A 19241-nucleotide genomic window follows, 5' to 3' on the forward strand; every position below is an offset into this window, starting at 1 on the left:
CGTCATTGCCGGTCGAGCTGATCGGTCGACGAAATACGGTTGCCGCGAATCCTGAATGCTGACATAATGCCCCGCCTCATGGAGGTGAGGAGTCGGGGCCGGCAAGGCTTTAATGCCGGATACCGGACGGAGCCTGCCTTCAGATCGTCGCGGAAACTCCACCGCAAACAGGGGAAAGGGTTCTATGAACAAGCAGGAACTGATCGAAGCCGTGGCCGCGTCCGCGGATCTGTCCAAGGCCGATGCCACTCGTGCCGTGGATTCCGTCATCGACAACGTGACTCAGACCCTCAAGAAGGGTGATCAGGTCACGCTGGTCGGCTTTGGCACCTTCTCCGTGAAGGAGCGTGCCGCACGCACCGGCCGCAACCCGCAAACGGGTGCAACCATCCAGATTCCCGCCAGCAAGGTTCCGGGTTTCAAGGCTGGTAAAGCGCTCAAGGATGCGGTAAACTAAACGCTTTCCTTGAGGGTGCTTAGCTCAGCTGGGAGAGCATCGCCCTTACAAGGCGAGGGTCGGAGGTTCGAGCCCTCCAGCACCCACCAGTAAAAGTCGGAGTGGTAGTTCAGTTGGTTAGAATACCGGCCTGTCACGCCGGGGGTCGCGGGTTCGAGTCCCGTCCACTCCGCCATACGAGAAGAGGGCATCCTGTTGGATGCCCTCTTTTTTTGCCCGCTTGTCGGTATCCCGCCTGGATGGAGAAGAAATCGGCGCCAAGCCTTTGAGCCCCGGCTCATTTGGTGGCATCCTAGGCGGTTTGTAGGGCGGCCCGGGTGGCAAATTCCGATTCCACCGGACAGCCGACTGTCATCAGCAGCCTTCGGGGGCCCCCGCAGCCGCGGGGACGGAAAACGTACAGAGACACTATGCTTCAGTCCATCAGAGATAATATTACCGGCTGGATTGCCTGGGTTGTGGTCATTCTTCTCAGCATCCCCTTCGCCCTGTTTGGGATTAACACCTACTTCGAAGGGCGATTCACCAACGCTGTGGCCACGGTCAATGGCGAGGAGATCCCCAACCAGCGCTTCCGGGATCGCTACCAGAATCAGTTCCAGCAACTGCGGCAGATGTTCGGGGACCAGTTCGATCCAGAGATGATCGATGAATCCCGCCTGCGCCGTCAGGTCCTGGATCAAATGATTCAGGAAGAGCTTCTGATTCAGCGTGCCGAGGATCAGCGTTTTCGTGCCGACGAGCGCGAAGTGATTGAACAGATCCGTTCCATCCAGGCTTTCCATGTGGATGGCGAATTCTCGATGGAGCGTTATCGCACTCTGTTGCGGGCACAGAATATGACTCCGTCACAGCTGGAGCAGAACCTGACTCGGGAGCTCAAGGGTCAGTATCTTCAGAGCGCCGTTTCTCGTTCGACCTTTGTGACCGATCAGGAAATTGAGCGCATGGCGCGTCTGGAAGCCCAGCGCCGCATCTTCGACGAAATCAGTATTGCTCCCGCCGACTTCATTGATCGGGTCGATGTCAGCGACGATGAGGTCGAGGAATGGTACGAGACCCATGCTGATCGCTACATGACAGCCGAACAGGTGGATCTGCGCTACATCAAGCTGTCCATGGCCGAGGTTCGCGAGCGTATCGAGATCGGTGAGGAAGAGCTGCGTGAGGCCTGGGAGCGTGACCGGGAGCGTTACCTGGAGGACGAGGAGCGCTATGCCCGTCACATCCTGATTCGCATGGATGACGATGAATCCGCCGCCCGAGAGAAGATCGAGTCCTTGCGGCAGCGTCTGGCCGATGGTGAATCCTTCGAGGACCTGGCCCGCGAGTACTCTGACGATACCCTTTCCGGCGAGGAGGGTGGCAGCCTTGGCTGGGTCTTGCCCGGCGACATGGTTGACGCTGTCGATGAAGTGATTTTCACCCTGGAAGCGGGCGAAGTCAGTGAAGTGGTGGAGAGTGAGTTCGGTTTGCACCTGGTTCGGGTGGATGAGATCGAAACGCCGGAACCGCTGCCTTTCGAAGAAGCCCGTGACGAGCTGCTTGCTGATCTGCGCCAGACCGAAGCCGAGCGTCGCTTCTTCGATCTGCGCGAAACCATGGCAGATGAGGCCTTTACCAACCCGGATGCCCTGGAGCCCATTGCCGATATCCTTGACCTGGATATTCGGACGGTCGAGGACGTGACCCGGGATGAGGGTGAGGGCATTGCCGGCCATTCCCGTGTTCGTCAGGAAGCCTTCAGCGCCATGGTGCTGGACGAGGCGCTCAACAGTGATCCCATTGAACTGGATGACGACACGGTCGTGGTGCTCCGGGTAGTGGATCATCGTCCGGCCGAGCAGCGGCCACTGGAAGCTGTGGCCGACCAGATTCGCGAGGAAGTTCGTCAGGACAAGGCAACGCGGGAAGCCCGTGCCCTGGCCGAACGTTTGCGTGAACGGGCGGGCGAGGGTGAGTCCTTCCTGGATCTTGCCGAAGAAGCGGACCTGCCGATTCGTGAAGCGCGCAACGTCAGTCGCGACGAGCCCGATATGGATCGCATGCTTTCCCAGGCCCTTTTCCGGATGCCGCGGCCCGAGAACGGCCCGGTGACCGAGATCATCGAGAAGCAGGACGGCAGTCTTGCCCTGGTTGCTTTGCGCAGCGTGGAAAGCCCGACCCTGGATATGGACGCGGATGAACGCCATGATCGTCGCAATGCGGTGCGTAGCAGCCTGATGCAGGCTGAATTCAATGCCTATGTCCGCGAGCTGCGCCGCAATTCTGACGTCGAGGTTCTGCTCGACGATGAAGAGGAAGAACGGCGCTTGCAGGAAGATCGCATATAAGCAAGGGTTTAGGCGGTGAGCGGCCGTCATCCACTGGATGACGGCTCGCTTTTTCTGCTCACAGGCGGGGCGCGGAAGGTCCACGGTCTGACCTGTACAGTATGGCCCGCCAGACACCATACCCCCGAACCCGACGGGAGACCGGCATGCCGAAGATCAAGCTTCACTGGCAGATCCTGATCGCCATCGCCGTGGCCATCATTGCGGGCCTGATTACCGGCCATCCGGACGATACCACCCTCGGCGCACGAGCCATGGGGGTCTACGATTTTCTTGGCACCCTGTTTATCAGCGCCCTGCTGATGATCATCGTTCCCCTGATTGTTTCCTCCATCATCATTGGCATTGCCGGCATCGCCCGGGAAGGTCGACTGGGTGCCCTGGGAGGAAAGACACTGGGCTTTTACATTGGTACCGGCCTGGTCGCCGTCCTTGTGGGTCTGGTTGCAGTCAATCTTTCCCAGCCCGGTTTTATCAACGGAGAGCCGGCGGGCGATCGTTTGGCCCTGGATCGCGATGCCGATGAAGTGGTCGAGCAGGTCGGTGAGGGTGGCCCTGGCGAATTGGTAGCCATCTTCCACCGCATGATCCCTGAGAATGTGGTGGATGCGGCAGCGAATAACGAGCTCCTGGGCCTGATCTTTTTCGCTCTGCTGTTCGGTTATTTCATGACCCGGGTGAAGAAGGAAAACGCCGATACCCTCTACAGCTTCTGGGATGGGATCTTCGAGGTCATGATGAAGATTACCCATCTGGTGATGCTGTTCGCCCCCCTGGGGGTTTTCGGCCTGGTAGCCAAGGTGGCCGCCGAAACCGGTGTGGATGCGGCCGGGCCCCTGCTGGTCTTTGCGATCACGGTGGTGGTGGCCCTCGCCATTCACGTCCTCCTGGTCATGCCGCTCATGGTGCGGGTCATTACCGGCTACAATCCCTACCGCCTGTTCCGGGCCATGGGGCCGGCCCTGCTGACGGCTTTCTCGACCGCGTCCTCAATGGCCACCTTGCCCATCACCATGGACTGCGTGCGCAAGAACGCCAAGGTCTCGCAGAAGACCAGCAGCTTTGTGTTGCCCCTGGGTGCGACGGTGAACATGAATGGCACCGCACTCTACGAGTGTGTTGCCGCGATTTTCATCGCCCAGGCCTACGGTCTCGAGCTGACCTTTGGTGTGCAGTTCACCATCGTGGTTGCGGCCCTGGTCACTTCCATCGGCGTGGCTGGCGTACCCATGGCCTCCATGGTCGCCATCGGCATCATCCTTACCGCCGTCGGCCTGCCTCTGGAGGCCCTCGGCCTGCTGTTCGTCTTCGACCGCATCCTGGATATGCTGCGAACAGCCACCAACGTCTACGGCGATGGTGTCTGCTCGGTCATCGTGGCCCATCTGGAAGGCGAAAAGGATCTGTTGCCCTCCGGCAAGATGGAGAAGGCGAATATCTGAGCTACGAGCTACGAGCAAAAAAGCCGGCGCATAGCGCCGGCTTTTTTGCTCGTAGCTCGCAGCTGAACGACTGAGGGCTCCGCCCTCAGTCGTTCAAAGTCATGCCCATCATGCTGTAGCCATTGTCCACATGGACAATCTCCCCGGTGATCCCCGAGGCCAGGTCGGAGCACAGGAATGCGGCGGTGTTGCCCACTTCCTCAATGGTCACATTGCGGTTGAGCGGGGTGATGCGCTTGACGTGGTCCAGCATGCTGCGGAAGTTGCTGATGCCGGCGGCCGCCAGGGTCTTGATGGGGCCGGCGGAGATGCCGTTGACTCGGGCGCCGTCGGCGCCAAGGTCTGCAGCCATGAAGCGCACATTGGCTTCCAGGCTGGCCTTGGCCACGCCCATGACGTTGTAGTTGGGAATGGCCCGCTCAGCGCCCAGATAGCTCATGGTCAGCAGGGCGGCGTTGCGGCCTTCCATCATCGGCCGACCGGCCTTGGCCAGGGCGGCAAAGCTGTAGGCGCTGATGTCGTGGGAGATCGCGAAGTTCTCGCGGGTCACGCTCTCCAGATAACCGCCCTGCAGGGCCTCGCGAGGCGCGAAGGCGACACTGTGAACCAGGATGTCGAGGCCATCCCAGGCCTTGCCGAGACCATCAAAGACCGCCTGGATTTCCTCGTCACTGGTGACGTCGCAGGGGAAGCACAGCTCGGAGCCGAATTCGGCTGCCATCTTCTCCACCCTCGGCTTGAGCTTCTCGTTCTGGTAAGTGAAGGCCAGTTCTGCCCCCTGTTGGTGCATGGCCTGAGCGATGCCGTAGGCGATGGAGCGGTTGCTGGCCAGTCCCACCACCAGCGCTTTCTTGCCTTTGAGAAATGCCATCTCGAATCTCCCCTTGGGATACGTTCCAGAATCAATGAGCCCCGCTCTGCGGGGCTCGCAAGTCGATGCAGGGAATCTTACCGGCCAGCGGCCTTCTGGGCCAGTTCAGCGACCTGACCGAGGTCGGCTCAGCTCCCGGATGTATTGGTTACGTCCACGATGATGGTCAACTGCTGGCCCGGCTGAAGGTAGTCATCCGCGGACAGGCTGTTCCAGCGCAGCAGGTCGTTGACGCTTACACCGAAACGACTGGCGATGCGGGCCAGGGAATCGCCGCTGCGCACCCGGTAGTTCACTCGCCGTTCCCGGTCGGTGGGGCCGGCCCGGAGGGGGCTGGCGATGCGCGCATTATCGGCGTCTTCCACCCAGACCGCCAGGGATTGTCCGGCGCGCAGGGTGTCGCCTGGGGCCATGCCGTTCCACTGGGCCAGCTGGCGGACGCCCACATCATAGCGCTGGGCGATGGACCAGAAGGATTCCCCCGGCTGGACCTGATGGCTGACCTGTTCCCGATCGCCACGCTGGGTGTTCTGAATCCGTGCCAGGCGCTGACTGACGCTGCCGGAATAGCTGTCCGCCGAGGCCATGGAGCGGGGCACCAGGAGGTGGTGACCGGCACGAATCACATTGCCGCGCAGCTCATTGACGTCCTGGAGCAGTTCAACTGTGGTGTTGTACTGCCGGGCAATACTGATCAAGCTCTCACCCGGCTGGATCTGGTGGCGGTGCCAGGCCAGGCGGTCATCCGGGTCCAGTTCCGCGAGCGCCTCCTCGAGCTGTGTCTTGCGGTCGATGGGCACCACCAGGCGATGGGGACCATCCGGATCGGTGGCCCAGCGATTGAAGGCGGCATTGAGACGGTAGATGTCGTCGATCTCCAGGTTGGCCAGTTCCGCGGCCAGGGCAAGATCGATCTGCCCGTCCAGCTCCACCACGGCAATGCGCGGCTCGTTGTCGATGTCGGGCAGGTTAATGCCGTAGGCCTCGGGTTGTTGAATCACGTCCCGCAATGCCAGGACCTTGGGTACATAGTGCATGGTTTCCCGAGGCAGGCGCAGGCTCCAGTAGTCCTGGTCGGCGCCCCGCTGCCGGTTGCGGCGCATGGCCCGGGAGACATTGCCGCCGCCGGCATTGTAGGCCGCCAGCGCCAGCTCCCAGTCGCCGCCGAAGCGGTCGGCCAGGGATTCCAGATAGGTCAGGGCGGCATCGGTGGCGGCTATGAAATCCCGTCGGCCGTCATACCACCAGTTCTGCTTCAGACCGAAATGGCGCCCGGTGGACGGAATGAACTGCCACATGCCCGCAGCCCGTCCGTGGGAATAGGCAAAGGGGTCATAGGCGCTTTCCACGATCGGCACCAGGGCCATTTCCATGGGTAGGCCCCGTTCTTCGATTTCGTCGAGAATATGTGTTAGAAAGGGCTCCGCCCGGCGGGCGACGCGATCCAGATAGCCCGGATGCCGTTCATGCCAGCGGATCTGGGGTTCGATCCGCGGATGCTGGCGTTCCTCCATGGCAAAGCCCCGCCGCATCCGCTCCCAGACATCGGCGGGTTCCGAGTCCTGTTCGGATTCCGCCTCCACCAGGTGGGTGGCATGATCGCGCCAGTCCAGTTCAAAGTCCGTATTCAAGGTCTGGCGATAGGCATCCCCTTCCAGCTCAGGGACCAGGCCCACTTCCGGGGTGGTGGGGTCCGCTTCGTACTCCTGATCCATCCACGGCATGGTGCCGCAGCCGGCGATGATCAGGGGGAGCAGGGGGATCAGGGCATGTTGCAATCGTCCCCGGCGCGGCAGCCGGGCGTGCTGATCAATGGCTTTGCCTGTCATTGATTCGGTCTCTGTTTGGTTGCTTCTTCAGAAGCCGTCTTTCCAGTCACGAATGACTGAAAACACGTCCTCCGGGCTGTTCAGTTCCCTGCCGGCCCGCCGGCTGGCGCTCTCGCGCACGCTGGCTTCCCGGCAGCGCAGGAATACGTTGTAGTCTCGCTCCATTGCCAGGCTCGTTGGCAGCGATGGCAGGCCATCAGCGAGACGCGCCTCGGCCCGCTCTCGGACCTGTGCAATGGCTTCATTGTCCGGCTCCACCGCGTGGCAGAAGTCCAGATTCTTGAGGGTGTACTCATGCCCGCAGTAAAGCTCGGTCTCAGCGGGCAGGTTGGCCAGCCGGTCCAGTGATGCCAGCATTTGCGGCGCCGTACCCTCGAACATGCGTCCACAGCCACCGGCGAACAAGGTGTCACCGCTCAAAAGCAGGCCATGCCCATGGTAGGCAATATGGCCCAGGGTGTGGCCGGGAATGGCCAGCACATCGAATTCCAGCCCCAGGCCGGGCAATTCCACCCGATCACCGTCGGCCAGGGCGTGGCTGCGCGCCGGAACGGGTTCATCGCGCGGGCCATAGACAGGCACCGGCCAATGCTCGAGCAGCGCTTCGATGCCGTTCACATGGTCCCAATGTCGGTGGGTAACCAGGATTGCCTCAGGGGTGAGGCCGCGAGTGGTCAGCGCTTCTCGAACCGGGGCTGCCTCGCCAGGGTCCACCACGGCGACCCGGTCGGGCTGTTCACCGTGGAGCAGCCACACGAAATTGTCTCTCAGGACCGGAACGACGCTCACTTCTGGCATGGCGCCTATCCTACCCGTACTGGGGAAAAGGTCAACAAAAATAGCACCTTGGGGAAATGTTTTCGAGGCATCGCCGAGACCGGTTGGCGCCCGGGCGAGGGCCGGTTATGCTGTGCCCCGGGATGCAGCGTGGGGTTACTGGCGGGATGGCGGCATCAACATCGGAATCCTGGTTCGAAACCCCCCTGGCCCGGGCCACCCTGGCATGCGAACGGCTGCTCGCGGGGCGGCTCACCGAGCGCCTTTTTGGGGGGCGGCTGCTGCAGCTGGGACACTGGAGCGAGATGTCGGCCCTGCTGGAGCACTGTCGGGTCAATCGTCGACTGGTAGTGGATGCCGCCGCACCGGCGGACATTGTCGCTGATCTTGCGGCATTGCCCGTTGCCAGCGGCAGTATCGACGTGGTCGTCATGCCGCACACCCTGGAGTTCGCGGCCAACCCCCACGCCAGCCTGCGGGAGGCGGATCGGGTGCTGGCCCACGGCGGACATATTTTCATGCTGGGTTTCAGTCGCTACAGCCTCTGGGGCTTTCGGGAACTGCTTCGCCGCCCGCCCTATGGCAATGGAGCACGACTGCTGGCAGAACATCGCATCGGCGACTGGATGCAGCTGTTGGGTTTCGAGCTGCTGGCAATGGAGCGCTATTTTTATCGTCTGCCCATCAATCAGCCCTGGCTCATTCGTCGTAGCCGCTGGTTGGAGCAGTGGGGGCGTTCGCGATTGCCCGGGCCCTGGCCGGCAGCCGCCTGGGCCGCGGTTTTCCGTAAACAGCCCCCGGGCGCGACCCCCATCAGCCCTCACTGGTATGGTCGCCGCCCCGTCATCCGGCCGGGTACCGTCCCCGGCGGACTGAGTCATAACCGAAAGAGGAGCTGAATTTGTCTTCCAATGTCGTCACCGCCTACACCGATGGCGCCTGCCGGGGAAATCCCGGTCCGGGCGGCTGGGGTGTGGTGCTGGAATGGAATGGCCACCGCCGGGAACTCAAGGGGGGCGAAGCCGAAACCACCAACAATCGCATGGAGCTCAGGGCGGCCATTGAAGCCTTGACCGCCCTGAAACGTCGTTGTCGCGTGGATATCCATACCGACTCGGAGTACGTTCGCAAGGGCATTACCACCTGGATGGATGGCTGGAAACGAAACAACTGGAAAACCGCCAGCAAGAAACCCGTCAAGAATCGTGAGCTGTGGGAGGCCCTGGACCAACTGCGCAACAAGCACGATGTGCGCTGGTACTGGGTCAAGGGGCATTCGGGGCACCCGGGCAATGAACGGGCGGATGCCTTGGCCAATGAAGGCATTGATGAATTGCAGGCCGCGGGCCATTGAACGAGGTTAAGACATGACAAGACAGATTGTCCTGGATACGGAAACCACCGGTATTGAAACCAGTGACGGCCATCGCATCATCGAAATTGGCTGTGTGGAGATGGTCAACCGCCGCCTCACCGGCCGCAATTTTCACCAGTATCTCAATCCGGATCGGGAAGTGGATGCCGGTGCGGTTGAAGTGCATGGCCTCAGCAATGATTTCCTGGAAGACAAGCCGCGTTTCGAGGAAGTGGTGGATGACTTTCTCGACTTTGTTCGCGGCGCTGAGCTGGTTATTCACAATGCGCCTTTCGATGTCGGCTTCCTCGACAATGAACTGCACTTGCTCAAGCGACCGGAAAGAATTCAGGAGCTATGCGAGGTACTCGATACCCTGGTCATGGCTCGGCGCATGCATCCCGGTCAACGCAATAGCCTGGATGCCTTGTGCAAGCGCTATGAAGTAGATAACTCCAATCGAGACCTTCACGGCGCCTTACTGGATGCCGAGATCCTTGCCGATGTCTATCTGGCCATGACCGGCGGGCAGAAGACGCTGCTTCTCAATGAGGAAGAGGAAGAAGGGGGTGAGGCCGGTGGCAGCGCGTCTCGCATCCGGCGAGTCAATCGCGAGGGCCTGCAGTTGCGGGTGGTTTCTGCCACGGATGTTGAGCTGGAAGCCCACGAGCGCCGGATCCAGGCCATTCATGAAAAGAGCGGCGGTGCGGTCTGGCTGCGCCAAGGCGCTGAGAGTGCCTCGGTGGATGGAGAGACATGAATCAGGACTCTAAGGCACATCGGTTCGGCGACTATCGGATCCGGCTCTGGACAGCCGAAGATCGCGACGCGGTGGTGGCCTTGCTGGCCCAGGTTCTTGCCGAGTATGGCCTGAACTTTGAGCCAGAGGATGCCGACGAGGATGTGGTTCATGTCCAAAAGCATTATATGGACCGGCAAGGAGAGTTCTGGCTGGTGGAAATTGACCAGCGCATTGTGGGAACGGCAGCCTTCTACCCGCTACATGGACGGGCCGATGTGGCGGAAATCCGCAAGATGTATCTATTGCCGGAAGCCCGTGGCCAGGGGCTGGGACGCTGGCTTCTAGACTTCCTGGAGGATCGCGCCAGGGCGCGGGGCTTCAAGTACGCGCGTCTGGAAACCGCAGCGGTGCTCAAGGAAGCCATCGCCCTGTATGAGTCCGCCGGTTACACCACGGCCCCGGACAGTGTCGCCACCCGCCGCTGTGATCGTGTCCTGATCAAAGCGCTCTAGATTCCTGCTTGCTTGGGACCACGGGGCAAGCTCGCTTCCCACGCCCCCGTCTTGCGCAGCCTTCTCCCATGAACTAGCTTCAGAGAGTCGTTTTCTGTCGGGAGAGAACTCATGGACCGCGAGAGCCCAGCCTTTGGGCGCACTCTGGCGCGCCTTTTGATACTTGCCCTTTTCCTGTCCCTTGCTGGCTGCCTGGCCAGCGATTCGGATGATGCCAGCGACGAAGAGGAGACGCTAGCGGACGGTCTGCTGTTCACCACCCAGGCCCGGCTTGCCCCGGTCCAGGGCGAGGAGGCACTGATCGATCCTCCCCTGCGCCATGGCGACCCCGAGGCCGGTGAGCCGGCATTCGTGGACCGGGAGACGGAGGAGGGGGTGGAGTCCTTCCCCGAGCTGGGGGCGGTGGAACTGGGTGACGGCCTTGCCCGTGTCCAGCGGGATGAATTGGGGCTTGGCGAGCCGTCAGATGATCGGGCCAGCGTCTATTTCATGCTCCACACGGCCGATGTGCAGGTGGTGGACGAAAAATCACCGGGGCTGATCCCGGCCAGCAAGTTTGCCGCGCGCCCCACCACGACACCGGCGCATCGCAGTCAGAACGCCTATGTGCCCCATGCTGCTGATGCCATGATCCGGGCCGCCAATCGTATCCAGGCCGAGTTCCGGCCCTTCAACCTCGCCGTCCATGCCGGTGATGCCATTGAAGGTGCCCAGGCCAATGAGCTGGACTGGTTCCTGACTCTGCTGAACGGCGGACAGTTCACGCCGGTGAGTGCCGATACCCTCAACGTCGATGCCCCGGAGGGGCTGGATCCGGAGGCGCCGATCGATGCCGAGGGCCTGGATGGGCCCTGGCTGGCAGCGGTCGGCAACCATGACGTATTGGCGCTCGGGAATTTTCCCATCGGGGCCCTGGCTTTCGTTAACCAGCCGGAACAGTTCCCCCTGTTTCAGTCCATCTTCGGCCAGGCCGGACTTTCTGTGCCCAACCTTGGGCCTCGGGAAGAACGCCGGGACTGGTTGGACGAAAGCGAGCTGCTTATTACGCCGGATGAAGATCTGGATCTGGACCAACTGCTTTCATGGACGCGCAAGGCAGAGGCCTTCGCCGATTTTTTCCAGGATGGTGGCTTCAATCCTCAGTCCATCGCCTCCGATCAGCAGCGCGAACAGCTGGATCGCTGTGGCTTCATCGACGGCCATTTTGATACCAATGGCCAGCCTTCGGGCCATGGTTTCGGTGGCTTGAACGAACCTGATCCGGATGGACGCTGCGTAGGCTTTCATAGCCACCAGCCCGACGATGCCCCCTGGCTTCGGGTGGTCACCCTGGATACCGCCTATATCTACGGCGGTGACCTGGGTGTGATCGGTCGGCCCCAGGCGCCCTATGATTTTGATGCCCTGGAGATCAGCGAGGCGCTTTCCCAGGCCTTCTCCGAAGGTGATGAGGCCCTGACAAAGCCCGACACCGCGCAGGATCTCTTCCAGGTGCCTTATCTGCAGGGTGAAGCACTCAGCGATGACTTTGATGATCCGACACGGGATCAGGTGGCCTTTCTGGAGGCTGAGCTTGCTGCTGCCGCTGATGAGAATCAGGCCGTGATCATCCACAGCCATCACTACAACGGCTCCATGACGGCCGTGCATGAGTTCAGGCTCTTCCTCGAAGCACTGATCTGTGAGGGGCTGTCCACTGCAATTGGGTTTCGGACCGGAGAGCCTGCGGACTGCGATCCCGCCGACGGGCAACTCAGCACCGGCAATGTCGGGGCACCCGTGCGGGGGGCAGAGGATGCCGGTAATCGACAGGCGCTGGATCTGTTCGCCCAGATCATGGAAGGCAGCAGTGATGCGACCTTCGCCGAACTGGATCAGGATACGGTAAATGACGGAGTCGCTACCTTGAATCTGCTGCAATCGGGTGCCGGAGATCAGGTGGTGCTGGCATTCCAGTTGCTCTTCAACCTGCGCTCCATCATGCCGGACCCGGTGGAGCCCATGGCCCCGGAGCAATTGCGCACCCAACTGGCCCAACACCCCAATGTGATTCTCCATCTGGCCGGTCATGCCCACCGGCACAGCATCACGGCGGTCTGTGTTAACGGCGAAATGATCGCCGCCGATGAGGGCGATAGTTGCGCTGACCGGGGCGCCGACCAGGCAGACCAGGGCTACTATGAGATTGTCTCTCCGGGGAGTGTGGATCGGCCCATGGAGTGGAAGCTGGTGGAGCTGGTGGACAACGGCGATGACAGCCTTTCGGTCTTCACCACCGCCTACGGCGCTGCGGGCGATCCCTTCTACGACCAGGCCATGCGCCTGGCCCTCGCCGATATCCTGGTGGACGCCGCCTCACCCCGCGTCGATCACCCGGCCGACATCAATGTGGAGTTGACTGTCCCACTACCCCCAGGCGTCAGCACCCGCCTCCAGGACGCCGAAAGACAGGAAATCATCTCCCACCAGTTTGACGAGCTGTAACAAAGCCATCGAACCACCAAAAGAAAACGGGGCCCCAAGGGCCCCGTTTTCGTAGCGCGTAGCTTGTAGCTCAAAGATAATAAATCAACAAGGACGCCGCCAGTAACACGGCCACCCAGAGCACCATGCTTCCGGTTGGCCAGGTCCGGGCCAGGGTTCCCTGGGGGCCATGGTGACGACTGGCCGCATCAACGATGCGATCAAGCGGCCAGCGCAGGCCCGCCAGGAAGGCATGCCAGGCGGCAGTACCGTGTTGATGAACAAAGCCCACTGCACGCGGCGCGGCCTTGCGGTAGATCCAGTCGGTATCGATGGTGATCTTCTCCTTGGGGCCCACATACTTGAGCAGGAGGAAGAAGATTAGGCCCACGAACAGCAGTAGCTGCAGTTCCCAAAGCAGGTGCCCCATGGTGTAGGCGTTGTATTCCACCGGCTGGAACGGCAGGAACTGATACAGCCACTCGGGTCGGATACCGATATAGATACAGAAGAAGGCGGCAATGCCCATGGCCACCAGCATGTTGGTGGGCGCTTCCTTAGTCCGCAGGCCGGAGTCCTTGCCCATGAAGGCGAACCAGGGCAGTTTCAGGCCCACACTCAGGAAGGTACCCGCCGAGGCCAGCGACAGCATCAGCCAGATGATCGCCATCTGATTCTCGGCATAGGCTTCCAGAATCATGGTCTTGCTGACAAAGCCACTGGTGAGCGGGAAGGCCGAGATGGAGAAGGCCGCGATCATGTAGAAGATGAAGGTCAGCGGCATGTAGCGGTAAAGACCACCCAACTGGGTCAGCTTGGCCCGGCCGGTCATGTAGATGATGGCGCCCGCGCCCATGAACAGTAGTGCCTTGTAGAGAATATGGGCAAAGGCGTGTGCCGCCGAACCGTTGAGGGCCATGGCCGTGCCCAGGCCGATACCGGCCACCATGTAACCCACCTGACTGACGATGTGATAAGCCAGCAGACGGCGGATATTATTGGCAAGCACAGCGTAGGTCACGCCCCAGATGGTCATGACAGCACCCATCCAGATCAGGACTTCGGTCTCGGGGAAGCCCCGCATCAGGGTGTAAACGGCCGTCTTGGTGGTGAAGGCACTGAGGAATACCGCGCCGGTGACAGTGGCCTCCGGGTAGGCGTCGGTCAGCCAGGCGTGCAGGGGTGGCACGGCGGCATTGACCATGAAGCCAACCAGGATCAGCCAGAAGGCGGCGCCTTCCACATCAATGCGCTCAAAGGCCAGGCTGCCGGTCTGGCTGTAGTAGAGCACGATGCCGGCGAGCAGCAGAACCCCGCTGACCGCATGAACCAGCAGATAACGGAAACCCGAGGCGAAGGAAATGGGGTTGCGATTGCGCCAGATCAGCCATACCGAGGACAGGAGCATCAGCTCCCAGAACACGTAAAGCGTGAGCAGGTCACCGGCAAAGGTGACACCCACGGCAGAGCCGGCGTAGATGAAGCCGGCCATGTGCTGCACATTGTCTTTTACGTGCAGGGCGTAGATGGTGCCGATCATGGCCATGATGGCAAAGACGTAGGCGAAGACCAGGCTGAGCTGGTCGGCCCGTCCCATCATCATGTCCATGCCCAGGAACTGGAAGCTGGCGTAGACGCCCGGCACGGTACTAAACACCGCCACCATGAATGCGGCCGCCAGGGTCAGACGATACACCTGCTGGACCGCCCCGCGGAAAACGGGAATCAGCAGGCTACCGAGAATCAGCAGCAGGGAAGGGTGGAGCCAGTCCATCCCGGGCCAGTTGATGCTGAACAGCTCATGCATTGTTCTCGTCCTCCTTGTTCAGCATCTCATTGCGTTCGTCTTCGTCTCGGGGGTCGCCGCTCATCTCACGACCCTCCAGCTCGTCGTCGTAATAGTCTTCAGAGCGGTAAACCAGGCCAAAGCCCAGGCCCTTGGCCAGAGCGATGAGAATCAGGGAAGCGACGATGCCGAAGAAGGCGCCAAAACCGCCCCAGCTTTCCCAGGCGAAACGGTCGTAGGCCGAAGGCAGGATCAGATCGACGATCACCAGGACCGCCATGAAAGCGAGCGTGGCCCACTTCAGCAGCGTCCCATGTCGTACCAGCATGTCCAGAAACTTTACGATCATGTCAGGTCTCGCAGTTTGGTCAGGTCAGCCGGCAAAGATGCCGGCGAGCATGTTCCGCAGCGGATCAGCGATAAAGAACAGTGCCACGCAGCCCAGGGCCGTGATGGACAGGGGAACCACGCAGAGCAGAGGTGCTTCCTTGATGCCGCCCTTGTAGCCGTCCGTGGGCGGCAGCATGAAGGCCCTGACCACCGGCGTCAGCAGATAGGCGATGTTGAGCAGGGTGCTGATCATGAACACGAAGATCATCAGCACCTGACCGGCATCGGCGGCACCGACGACCAGATGCCATTTACTCCACAGCCCGCCCATGGGCGGGGCCCCGATCACGCACAATGCACCCAGCAGGAAGGCACCCATGGTGAACGGCATGCGCCGGCCGATGCCATCCATTTCACTGATATTGGTCTTCTTGCTGGCCACATAGATGGCGCCGGCACAGAAGAACAGCGTGATCTTGCCGAAGGCGTGCATGGCAATGTGCATGCCGCCCCCAATGGTGGCCAATTGACTGACCAGCATGGCGCCGAGAGTGATATAGGAGAGCTGACTGACCGTGGAATAGGCCAGTCGGGCCTTGAGATTGTCCTTTTGCAGGGCCACGGTGGATGCCGCCAACAGGGAGAAGGCGGCAATGTACATGATCACTTCCGTGGTCCAGAGGTTGGACAGATAATCCAGGCCGAAGAGGTAGGTGGCCACCTTGAGCACGGTGAACACCCCGGCCTTCACCACGGCCACGGCGTGGAGCAGTGCGGATACCGGCGTGGGTGCCACCATGGCCGAGGGCAGCCAGCGGTGGAAAGGCATCAGGGCCGCCTTACCAATGCCGTACATGTAGAGCACCAGCAGCAGGGCACCCATGCCATAACCCACATGGCCTTCCATGATGCCGCCGTCAGTAAAGTCCAGGCTGCCGGTCATCCACCAGGTGGCGATGATGGCCACCAGCTGGAAGCCGATGGAGGTGCCCAGCAGCAGCCCGATATAGGTCCGCGCCCCCATCTTCGCCGCCACATTCTGCTTGTGGGCCACAAGGGGGTAGGTGGAGATGGTGAGAATCTCGTAGAAGATGAACAGGGTGAACATGTTCTGGGCGAAGGCAATGCCTACCGCCGCGAACAGGGCCACCGCAAAACAGGCATGGAAGCGGGTGTGATTGGCTTCGCCCGCGCCTCGCATGTAGCCGATGGCGTACAGGGAGGTGATGATCCATAGCCCCGAGGCAATGAGCCCGAAGAGCATCCCCAGCGGCTCCACCTCGAAAGCAATGCGCAGGCCCGGAAACAGTTCGAACAAGGTGACGCCGGGGCGGCCGCCAGCCAGCACTTCCGGCAGGACCTGCAGGACCATGGTGAACATGGCAACTGCGGTGGCGACCATGAGGGTGTCGCGCAGATTGGGCCAGCGGCCGGTCAGGGCGATCAACACGGTCCCCAGGGCCGGGATGGCCAGGGCCAGCTGAATGGCCAGCGCGGGTTCCAGGAATACGACCTGATTCACAGGTAACCTCCCATCAGGGTTTCAGCAGCTCGATTGGCCAGGTCCACCGGCAGTGAAGTGTCGATACCGAAGTAAAGGCAGGCCACGGTCAATGCCCAGGTGGGCAGCAGCAGGCTCATGGGCGCTTCCCGCACCGGTTGAGCGCCTTCAGCGGGCTCCTTCAGGTAGGCCGCTTCCACCACTTTCCAGATATAGATGGTGGCCAGCAGGGAAGTGCCCAGCAGGAAGACCGCCACCGGCCAGAGGCCACCCTCCAGGGCGGCAAGCAACAGATGCCACTTAGTGACAAAGCCCACGGTCAGGGGGATGCCGATCAGGGACAGGCCGGCGAGAACAAAGGCCGCCATGGTCCAGGGCATCTGCTTGGCAATCCCGGCCATGCGATCCAGCGACACACCGCCTACCCGATAGATGATGCAGGCCAGCGCCATGAAGAGCGCGGCCTTGGTCACGGCGTGGTTGAACAGGTGCACCACCGAGGCCATCAGGCCCAGGGTGCTGGCAAAACTGACCCCGAGAATCATGTAGCCCACCTGGGCCACACTGGAGTAGGCCAGCATGCGCTTGATGTTGGTCTGGAAGATGGCAACGATGGACGGAATCAGAATGCCCAGCATGGCCAGCGGCATCAGCACATAACCCAGATTCAGCTCCGAGAAGCTGAACTCATAGCCAAAGACGCTGAAGATGATCCGCAAGAGTACGTAAATGGCCACTTTGGTTGCCGTCGCCGACAGAAAGACGGTGATCATGGACGGCGCATAGGTATAGGCGTTGGGCAGCCACAAGTGCAGGGGGAACAGGGCCAGCTTGAGCGAGATCCCCACCACCAGGAAGGCAAAGGCTGCCCGGATGGTGCCAGTGTCATTGACCTCCGGCAGACGCTGGGCCAGATCGATCAGGTTCAGCGTCCCGGTCATGATGTACATGAAACCAATGCCGATGAGCAGGAAGGTGGTGCCCACCGTGCCCATGACCAGGTACTGATAGGACGACATCACCGCACGACGGTCCTTGCCCATGGCAATCAGGGCATAGGATGCCAGGGCGGAAATCTCGAAGAACACGAAGATGTTGAAGGCATCGCCCGTGATGGTAATCCCCAGCAGGCCGCAGTTGGCCAGCAGGAAGGCGGCATAGAACAGTCCGTGTTTGGCCTTGTCCACTTCCTGTTCCACGCTTCGCAGGGCGAAGGGCATGGATATCGCACCCATCAGGGAGATGATCAGGAGAACGACAATGTTCGCCGGATCAACGAAGTATTCGATACCCACCGGCGGCACCCAGCCGCCCATGTGATAGGAAATACTGCCGTGCAGCAGGACCTGCTGAACCAGCAGGATGGAAACGCCAAGGGTGAGCCAGGTTGTCAGCGTGGTGGCCGCCCAGGCCAGTCGCGGGGCGCGCGCCATCAGCATCACGATGGGCGCGGCCAGCATGGGCAGCACCACCTGCAGGGCAGGCAGATGTTGGATGAGAAGGTCCATTAGTGTTTCCCGTCCTGTTCGTGAATCTCGTCTTCCTCAATGGAGCCATACAGTTCATGAACCCGGACCACCAGGGCCAGGCCCATGGCGGTCAGCGCGACGCCGACCACAATGGCGGTGAGGATGAGCACGTGGGGCAGGGGATTGGAGTACTCGGTGATGCCTTCCACATAAACCGGCGCCGTGCCGCCATCCAGCTTCGCCAGGCTGATGAAGAAAATGAACACCGAGGTCTGAAAGATGTTCAGGCCCACGATCTTCTTCACCAGATTGCCCTGGGCGATGACGATGTAAAAACCCACCATCATCAGGACGACGACTACCCAGTAGTTATACAGGCCAAGCCATTCCATCAGTCACGCTCCCGGCCGGCAAATGAATAGAACAGTGTCAGGGCAACCGTGGCGACGGTAATGCCGACACCCAGCTCGATGCTGATGATGCCGAAGGTTTCACCGGCATGGTCATCCGGCAGCAGGACCTTGTATTCCAGGAAGTTGCCACCCAGGAAGAAGGAGGCAATGCCGATGCCGATGTACAGCAGCACGCCCAGGGCGGCCAGGATATGGGCCGCTTCCGGGGAGATGGCTTCCTGTGCCTTGTCCAGACCATAGATCAGGCTGTAGATGACGAAGCCGGCGGCAAAGATGATCCCGGCCTGAAAGCCGCCCCCCGGGCTGTATTCTCCGTGGAACTGGATGTAAAGGCCGTAAAGCAGGATCACCGGGATCATCAGCTTGGTGATGACCCGAAGCACCACATACTGATTCATGAGCGTTCCTCCCCGCCATTGGCCTTGGGATTGGCCTTGGGATCGTCCTTGCGGCGACGGCGCACCGCGCCACTGCCCAGCACCAGAAGCACGCCCACGGCGGCGGCATAGATCACGACCGCCTCGCCCAGGGTATCGATGCCTCGATAGCTGGCGAGTACGGAAGTCACCATGTTGGGAATGCCGATCTCGTCCACCGACTCCTGCGTGAAGTGGGGAGAAAGGTGGGTATGCGCCGGCGCTTCAGGATCCCCGTAGTGGGGCATGTCCAGGGTGCCATAGATCAGGCCGCCACCAGTGATGAAAACCACCACCAGGGCGAGCAGGTTCTGTCCCTTGCCGTGGTTCTTTTCCTTGCTGGTGGTCAGCGCCAGGGTGCCCAGCATCAGGATGATCATGATGCCGGCCCCGACTGCCGCCTCGGTCAGGGCCACGTCCACCGCATCCATGACCACGAACAGGGAGGCTGCCAGCAGGCTATAGATGCCGGTGAGCATGGTCACCGCAAACAGATTGCGGATCTTGACGATGGCAATGGCCACCATGGCCAGAAAGGCCAGCAGG

General features: G+C 61.1%; 18 protein-coding genes and 2 tRNA genes. 10 read left to right on the forward strand and 10 right to left on the reverse strand.

Annotated features, from left to right (window positions below; translation table 11 throughout):
• The first annotated feature begins 184 nt into the window (after positions 1–184).
• From hbs to VCB98_RS01920, 5 genes are all read left to right on the forward strand, one after another.
• On the forward strand, positions 185–457 hold the full coding sequence (hbs, locus tag VCB98_RS01900; protein WP_346049902.1) for a non-specific DNA-binding protein Hbs: 273 nt from the start codon (positions 185–187) through the stop codon (positions 455–457).
• 13 nt (positions 458–470) lie between these two features.
• Positions 471–546: transfer RNA gene (locus VCB98_RS01905), tRNA-Val, on the forward strand.
• Between the two features lie 9 nt (positions 547–555).
• A tRNA-Asp gene (locus tag VCB98_RS01910) sits at positions 556–632 on the forward strand.
• Between the two features lie 235 nt (positions 633–867).
• Complete coding sequence (locus tag VCB98_RS01915) at positions 868–2790, forward strand: SurA N-terminal domain-containing protein (protein WP_346049904.1); 1923 nt, start codon at positions 868–870, stop codon at positions 2788–2790.
• Between the two features lie 146 nt (positions 2791–2936).
• Complete coding sequence (locus VCB98_RS01920) at positions 2937–4232, forward strand: dicarboxylate/amino acid:cation symporter (RefSeq protein WP_346049907.1); 1296 nt, start codon at positions 2937–2939, stop codon at positions 4230–4232.
• Positions 4233–4317: 85 nt separating this feature from the next.
• Here VCB98_RS01920 and VCB98_RS01925 read toward each other — a convergent pair whose 3' ends face one another.
• The 3 genes from VCB98_RS01925 to gloB form a co-directional block, all read right to left on the reverse strand.
• Positions 4318–5103 (reverse strand): enoyl-ACP reductase FabI, encoded by a 786-nt coding sequence (locus tag VCB98_RS01925; protein WP_346049909.1) that lies wholly within the window; start codon positions 5101–5103, stop codon positions 4318–4320.
• Positions 5104–5231: 128 nt separating this feature from the next.
• Positions 5232–6932: a lytic transglycosylase gene (locus tag VCB98_RS01930; protein ID WP_346049911.1), complete on the reverse strand. Its 1701-nt coding sequence runs from the start codon at positions 6930–6932 to the stop codon at positions 5232–5234.
• A gap of 27 nt (positions 6933–6959) precedes the next feature.
• Positions 6960–7730 (reverse strand): hydroxyacylglutathione hydrolase, encoded by a 771-nt coding sequence (gene gloB, locus VCB98_RS01935; RefSeq protein WP_346049913.1) that lies wholly within the window; start codon positions 7728–7730, stop codon positions 6960–6962.
• 146 nt (positions 7731–7876) lie between these two features.
• Between gloB and VCB98_RS01940 the strand changes: the two genes are divergently transcribed.
• From VCB98_RS01940 to VCB98_RS01960, 5 genes are all read left to right on the forward strand, one after another.
• Positions 7877–8608: a class I SAM-dependent methyltransferase gene (locus VCB98_RS01940; RefSeq protein ID WP_346049915.1), complete on the forward strand. Its 732-nt coding sequence runs from the start codon at positions 7877–7879 to the stop codon at positions 8606–8608.
• A 2-nt stretch (positions 8609–8610) separates the two neighbouring features.
• Entirely contained in the window at positions 8611–9063 is a 453-nt protein-coding gene (rnhA, locus tag VCB98_RS01945; protein ID WP_346049917.1) for a ribonuclease HI, read from the forward strand.
• 13 nt (positions 9064–9076) lie between these two features.
• The gene (dnaQ, locus tag VCB98_RS01950) at positions 9077–9823 is read left to right on the forward strand and encodes a DNA polymerase III subunit epsilon (RefSeq protein ID WP_346049919.1); all 747 of its coding nucleotides are present in this window, start codon (positions 9077–9079) and stop codon (positions 9821–9823) included.
• A complete protein-coding gene (locus tag VCB98_RS01955; RefSeq protein ID WP_346049921.1) occupies positions 9820–10317 on the forward strand; it encodes a GNAT family N-acetyltransferase in 498 nt (165 codons plus the stop codon). Before dnaQ ends, VCB98_RS01955 begins: the two co-directional genes overlap by 4 nt.
• Positions 10318–10428: 111 nt before the next feature.
• Entirely contained in the window at positions 10429–12801 is a 2373-nt protein-coding gene (locus VCB98_RS01960) for a hypothetical protein (RefSeq protein WP_346049923.1), read from the forward strand.
• 70 nt (positions 12802–12871) lie between these two features.
• On the opposite strand, the gene VCB98_RS01965 is transcribed toward VCB98_RS01960, so the two are convergent.
• The 7 genes from VCB98_RS01965 to VCB98_RS01995 are packed head-to-tail and all read right to left on the reverse strand — an operon-like array spanning position 12872 to position 19222.
• A complete protein-coding gene (locus VCB98_RS01965; protein ID WP_346049925.1) occupies positions 12872–14587 on the reverse strand; it encodes a Na(+)/H(+) antiporter subunit D in 1716 nt (571 codons plus the stop codon).
• Positions 14580–14915, reverse strand: a complete 336-nt coding sequence (locus VCB98_RS01970) for a hypothetical protein (protein WP_346049927.1) — start codon at positions 14913–14915, stop codon at positions 14580–14582. Before VCB98_RS01970 ends, VCB98_RS01965 begins: the two co-directional genes overlap by 8 nt.
• A 24-nt stretch (positions 14916–14939) precedes the next feature.
• The gene (locus VCB98_RS01975; protein WP_346049930.1) at positions 14940–16418 is read right to left on the reverse strand and encodes a proton-conducting transporter transmembrane domain-containing protein; all 1479 of its coding nucleotides are present in this window, start codon (positions 16416–16418) and stop codon (positions 14940–14942) included.
• Positions 16415–17905, reverse strand: a complete 1491-nt coding sequence (locus VCB98_RS01980) for a monovalent cation/H+ antiporter subunit D family protein (RefSeq protein ID WP_346049932.1) — start codon at positions 17903–17905, stop codon at positions 16415–16417. Before VCB98_RS01980 ends, VCB98_RS01975 begins: the two co-directional genes overlap by 4 nt.
• Complete coding sequence (locus tag VCB98_RS01985; RefSeq protein WP_346049934.1) at positions 17905–18258, reverse strand: cation:proton antiporter subunit C; 354 nt, start codon at positions 18256–18258, stop codon at positions 17905–17907. The genes VCB98_RS01980 and VCB98_RS01985 overlap by 1 nt, the downstream gene beginning before the upstream one ends.
• Positions 18258–18677 (reverse strand): Na(+)/H(+) antiporter subunit B, encoded by a 420-nt coding sequence (locus VCB98_RS01990; RefSeq protein WP_346049936.1) that lies wholly within the window; start codon positions 18675–18677, stop codon positions 18258–18260. Before VCB98_RS01990 ends, VCB98_RS01985 begins: the two co-directional genes overlap by 1 nt.
• Positions 18674–19222, reverse strand: a complete 549-nt coding sequence (locus VCB98_RS01995; RefSeq protein ID WP_346049938.1) for a DUF4040 domain-containing protein — start codon at positions 19220–19222, stop codon at positions 18674–18676. The genes VCB98_RS01990 and VCB98_RS01995 overlap by 4 nt, the downstream gene beginning before the upstream one ends.
• Positions 19223–19241: the final 19 nt, after the last annotated feature.

Source organism: Natronospira elongata (assembly GCF_034931365.1).
Lineage (GTDB): Bacteria > Pseudomonadota > Gammaproteobacteria > Natronospirales > Natronospiraceae > Natronospira > Natronospira elongata.

Coding starts and splice junctions, on each gene's coding strand:
- hbs (WP_346049902.1), top strand. CDS start 185: ATGAACAAGCAGGAACTGATCGAAGCCGTGGCCGCGTCCGCGGATCTG.
- VCB98_RS01915 (WP_346049904.1), top strand. CDS start 868: ATGCTTCAGTCCATCAGAGATAATATTACCGGCTGGATTGCCTGGGTT.
- VCB98_RS01920 (WP_346049907.1), top strand. CDS start 2,937: ATGCCGAAGATCAAGCTTCACTGGCAGATCCTGATCGCCATCGCCGTG.
- VCB98_RS01925 (WP_346049909.1), bottom strand. CDS start 5,103: ATGGCATTTCTCAAAGGCAAGAAAGCGCTGGTGGTGGGACTGGCCAGC.
- VCB98_RS01930 (WP_346049911.1), bottom strand. CDS start 6,932: ATGACAGGCAAAGCCATTGATCAGCACGCCCGGCTGCCGCGCCGGGGA.
- gloB (WP_346049913.1), bottom strand. CDS start 7,730: ATGCCAGAAGTGAGCGTCGTTCCGGTCCTGAGAGACAATTTCGTGTGG.
- VCB98_RS01940 (WP_346049915.1), top strand. CDS start 7,877: ATGGCGGCATCAACATCGGAATCCTGGTTCGAAACCCCCCTGGCCCGG.
- dnaQ (WP_346049919.1), top strand. CDS start 9,077: ATGACAAGACAGATTGTCCTGGATACGGAAACCACCGGTATTGAAACC.
- VCB98_RS01955 (WP_346049921.1), top strand. CDS start 9,820: ATGAATCAGGACTCTAAGGCACATCGGTTCGGCGACTATCGGATCCGG.
- VCB98_RS01960 (WP_346049923.1), top strand. CDS start 10,429: ATGGACCGCGAGAGCCCAGCCTTTGGGCGCACTCTGGCGCGCCTTTTG.
- VCB98_RS01965 (WP_346049925.1), bottom strand. CDS start 14,587: ATGCATGAGCTGTTCAGCATCAACTGGCCCGGGATGGACTGGCTCCAC.
- VCB98_RS01970 (WP_346049927.1), bottom strand. CDS start 14,915: ATGATCGTAAAGTTTCTGGACATGCTGGTACGACATGGGACGCTGCTG.
- VCB98_RS01980 (WP_346049932.1), bottom strand. CDS start 17,905: ATGGACCTTCTCATCCAACATCTGCCTGCCCTGCAGGTGGTGCTGCCC.
- VCB98_RS01985 (WP_346049934.1), bottom strand. CDS start 18,258: ATGGAATGGCTTGGCCTGTATAACTACTGGGTAGTCGTCGTCCTGATG.
- VCB98_RS01990 (WP_346049936.1), bottom strand. CDS start 18,677: ATGAATCAGTATGTGGTGCTTCGGGTCATCACCAAGCTGATGATCCCG.
- VCB98_RS01995 (WP_346049938.1), bottom strand. CDS start 19,222: ATGGTGGCCATTGCCATCGTCAAGATCCGCAATCTGTTTGCGGTGACC.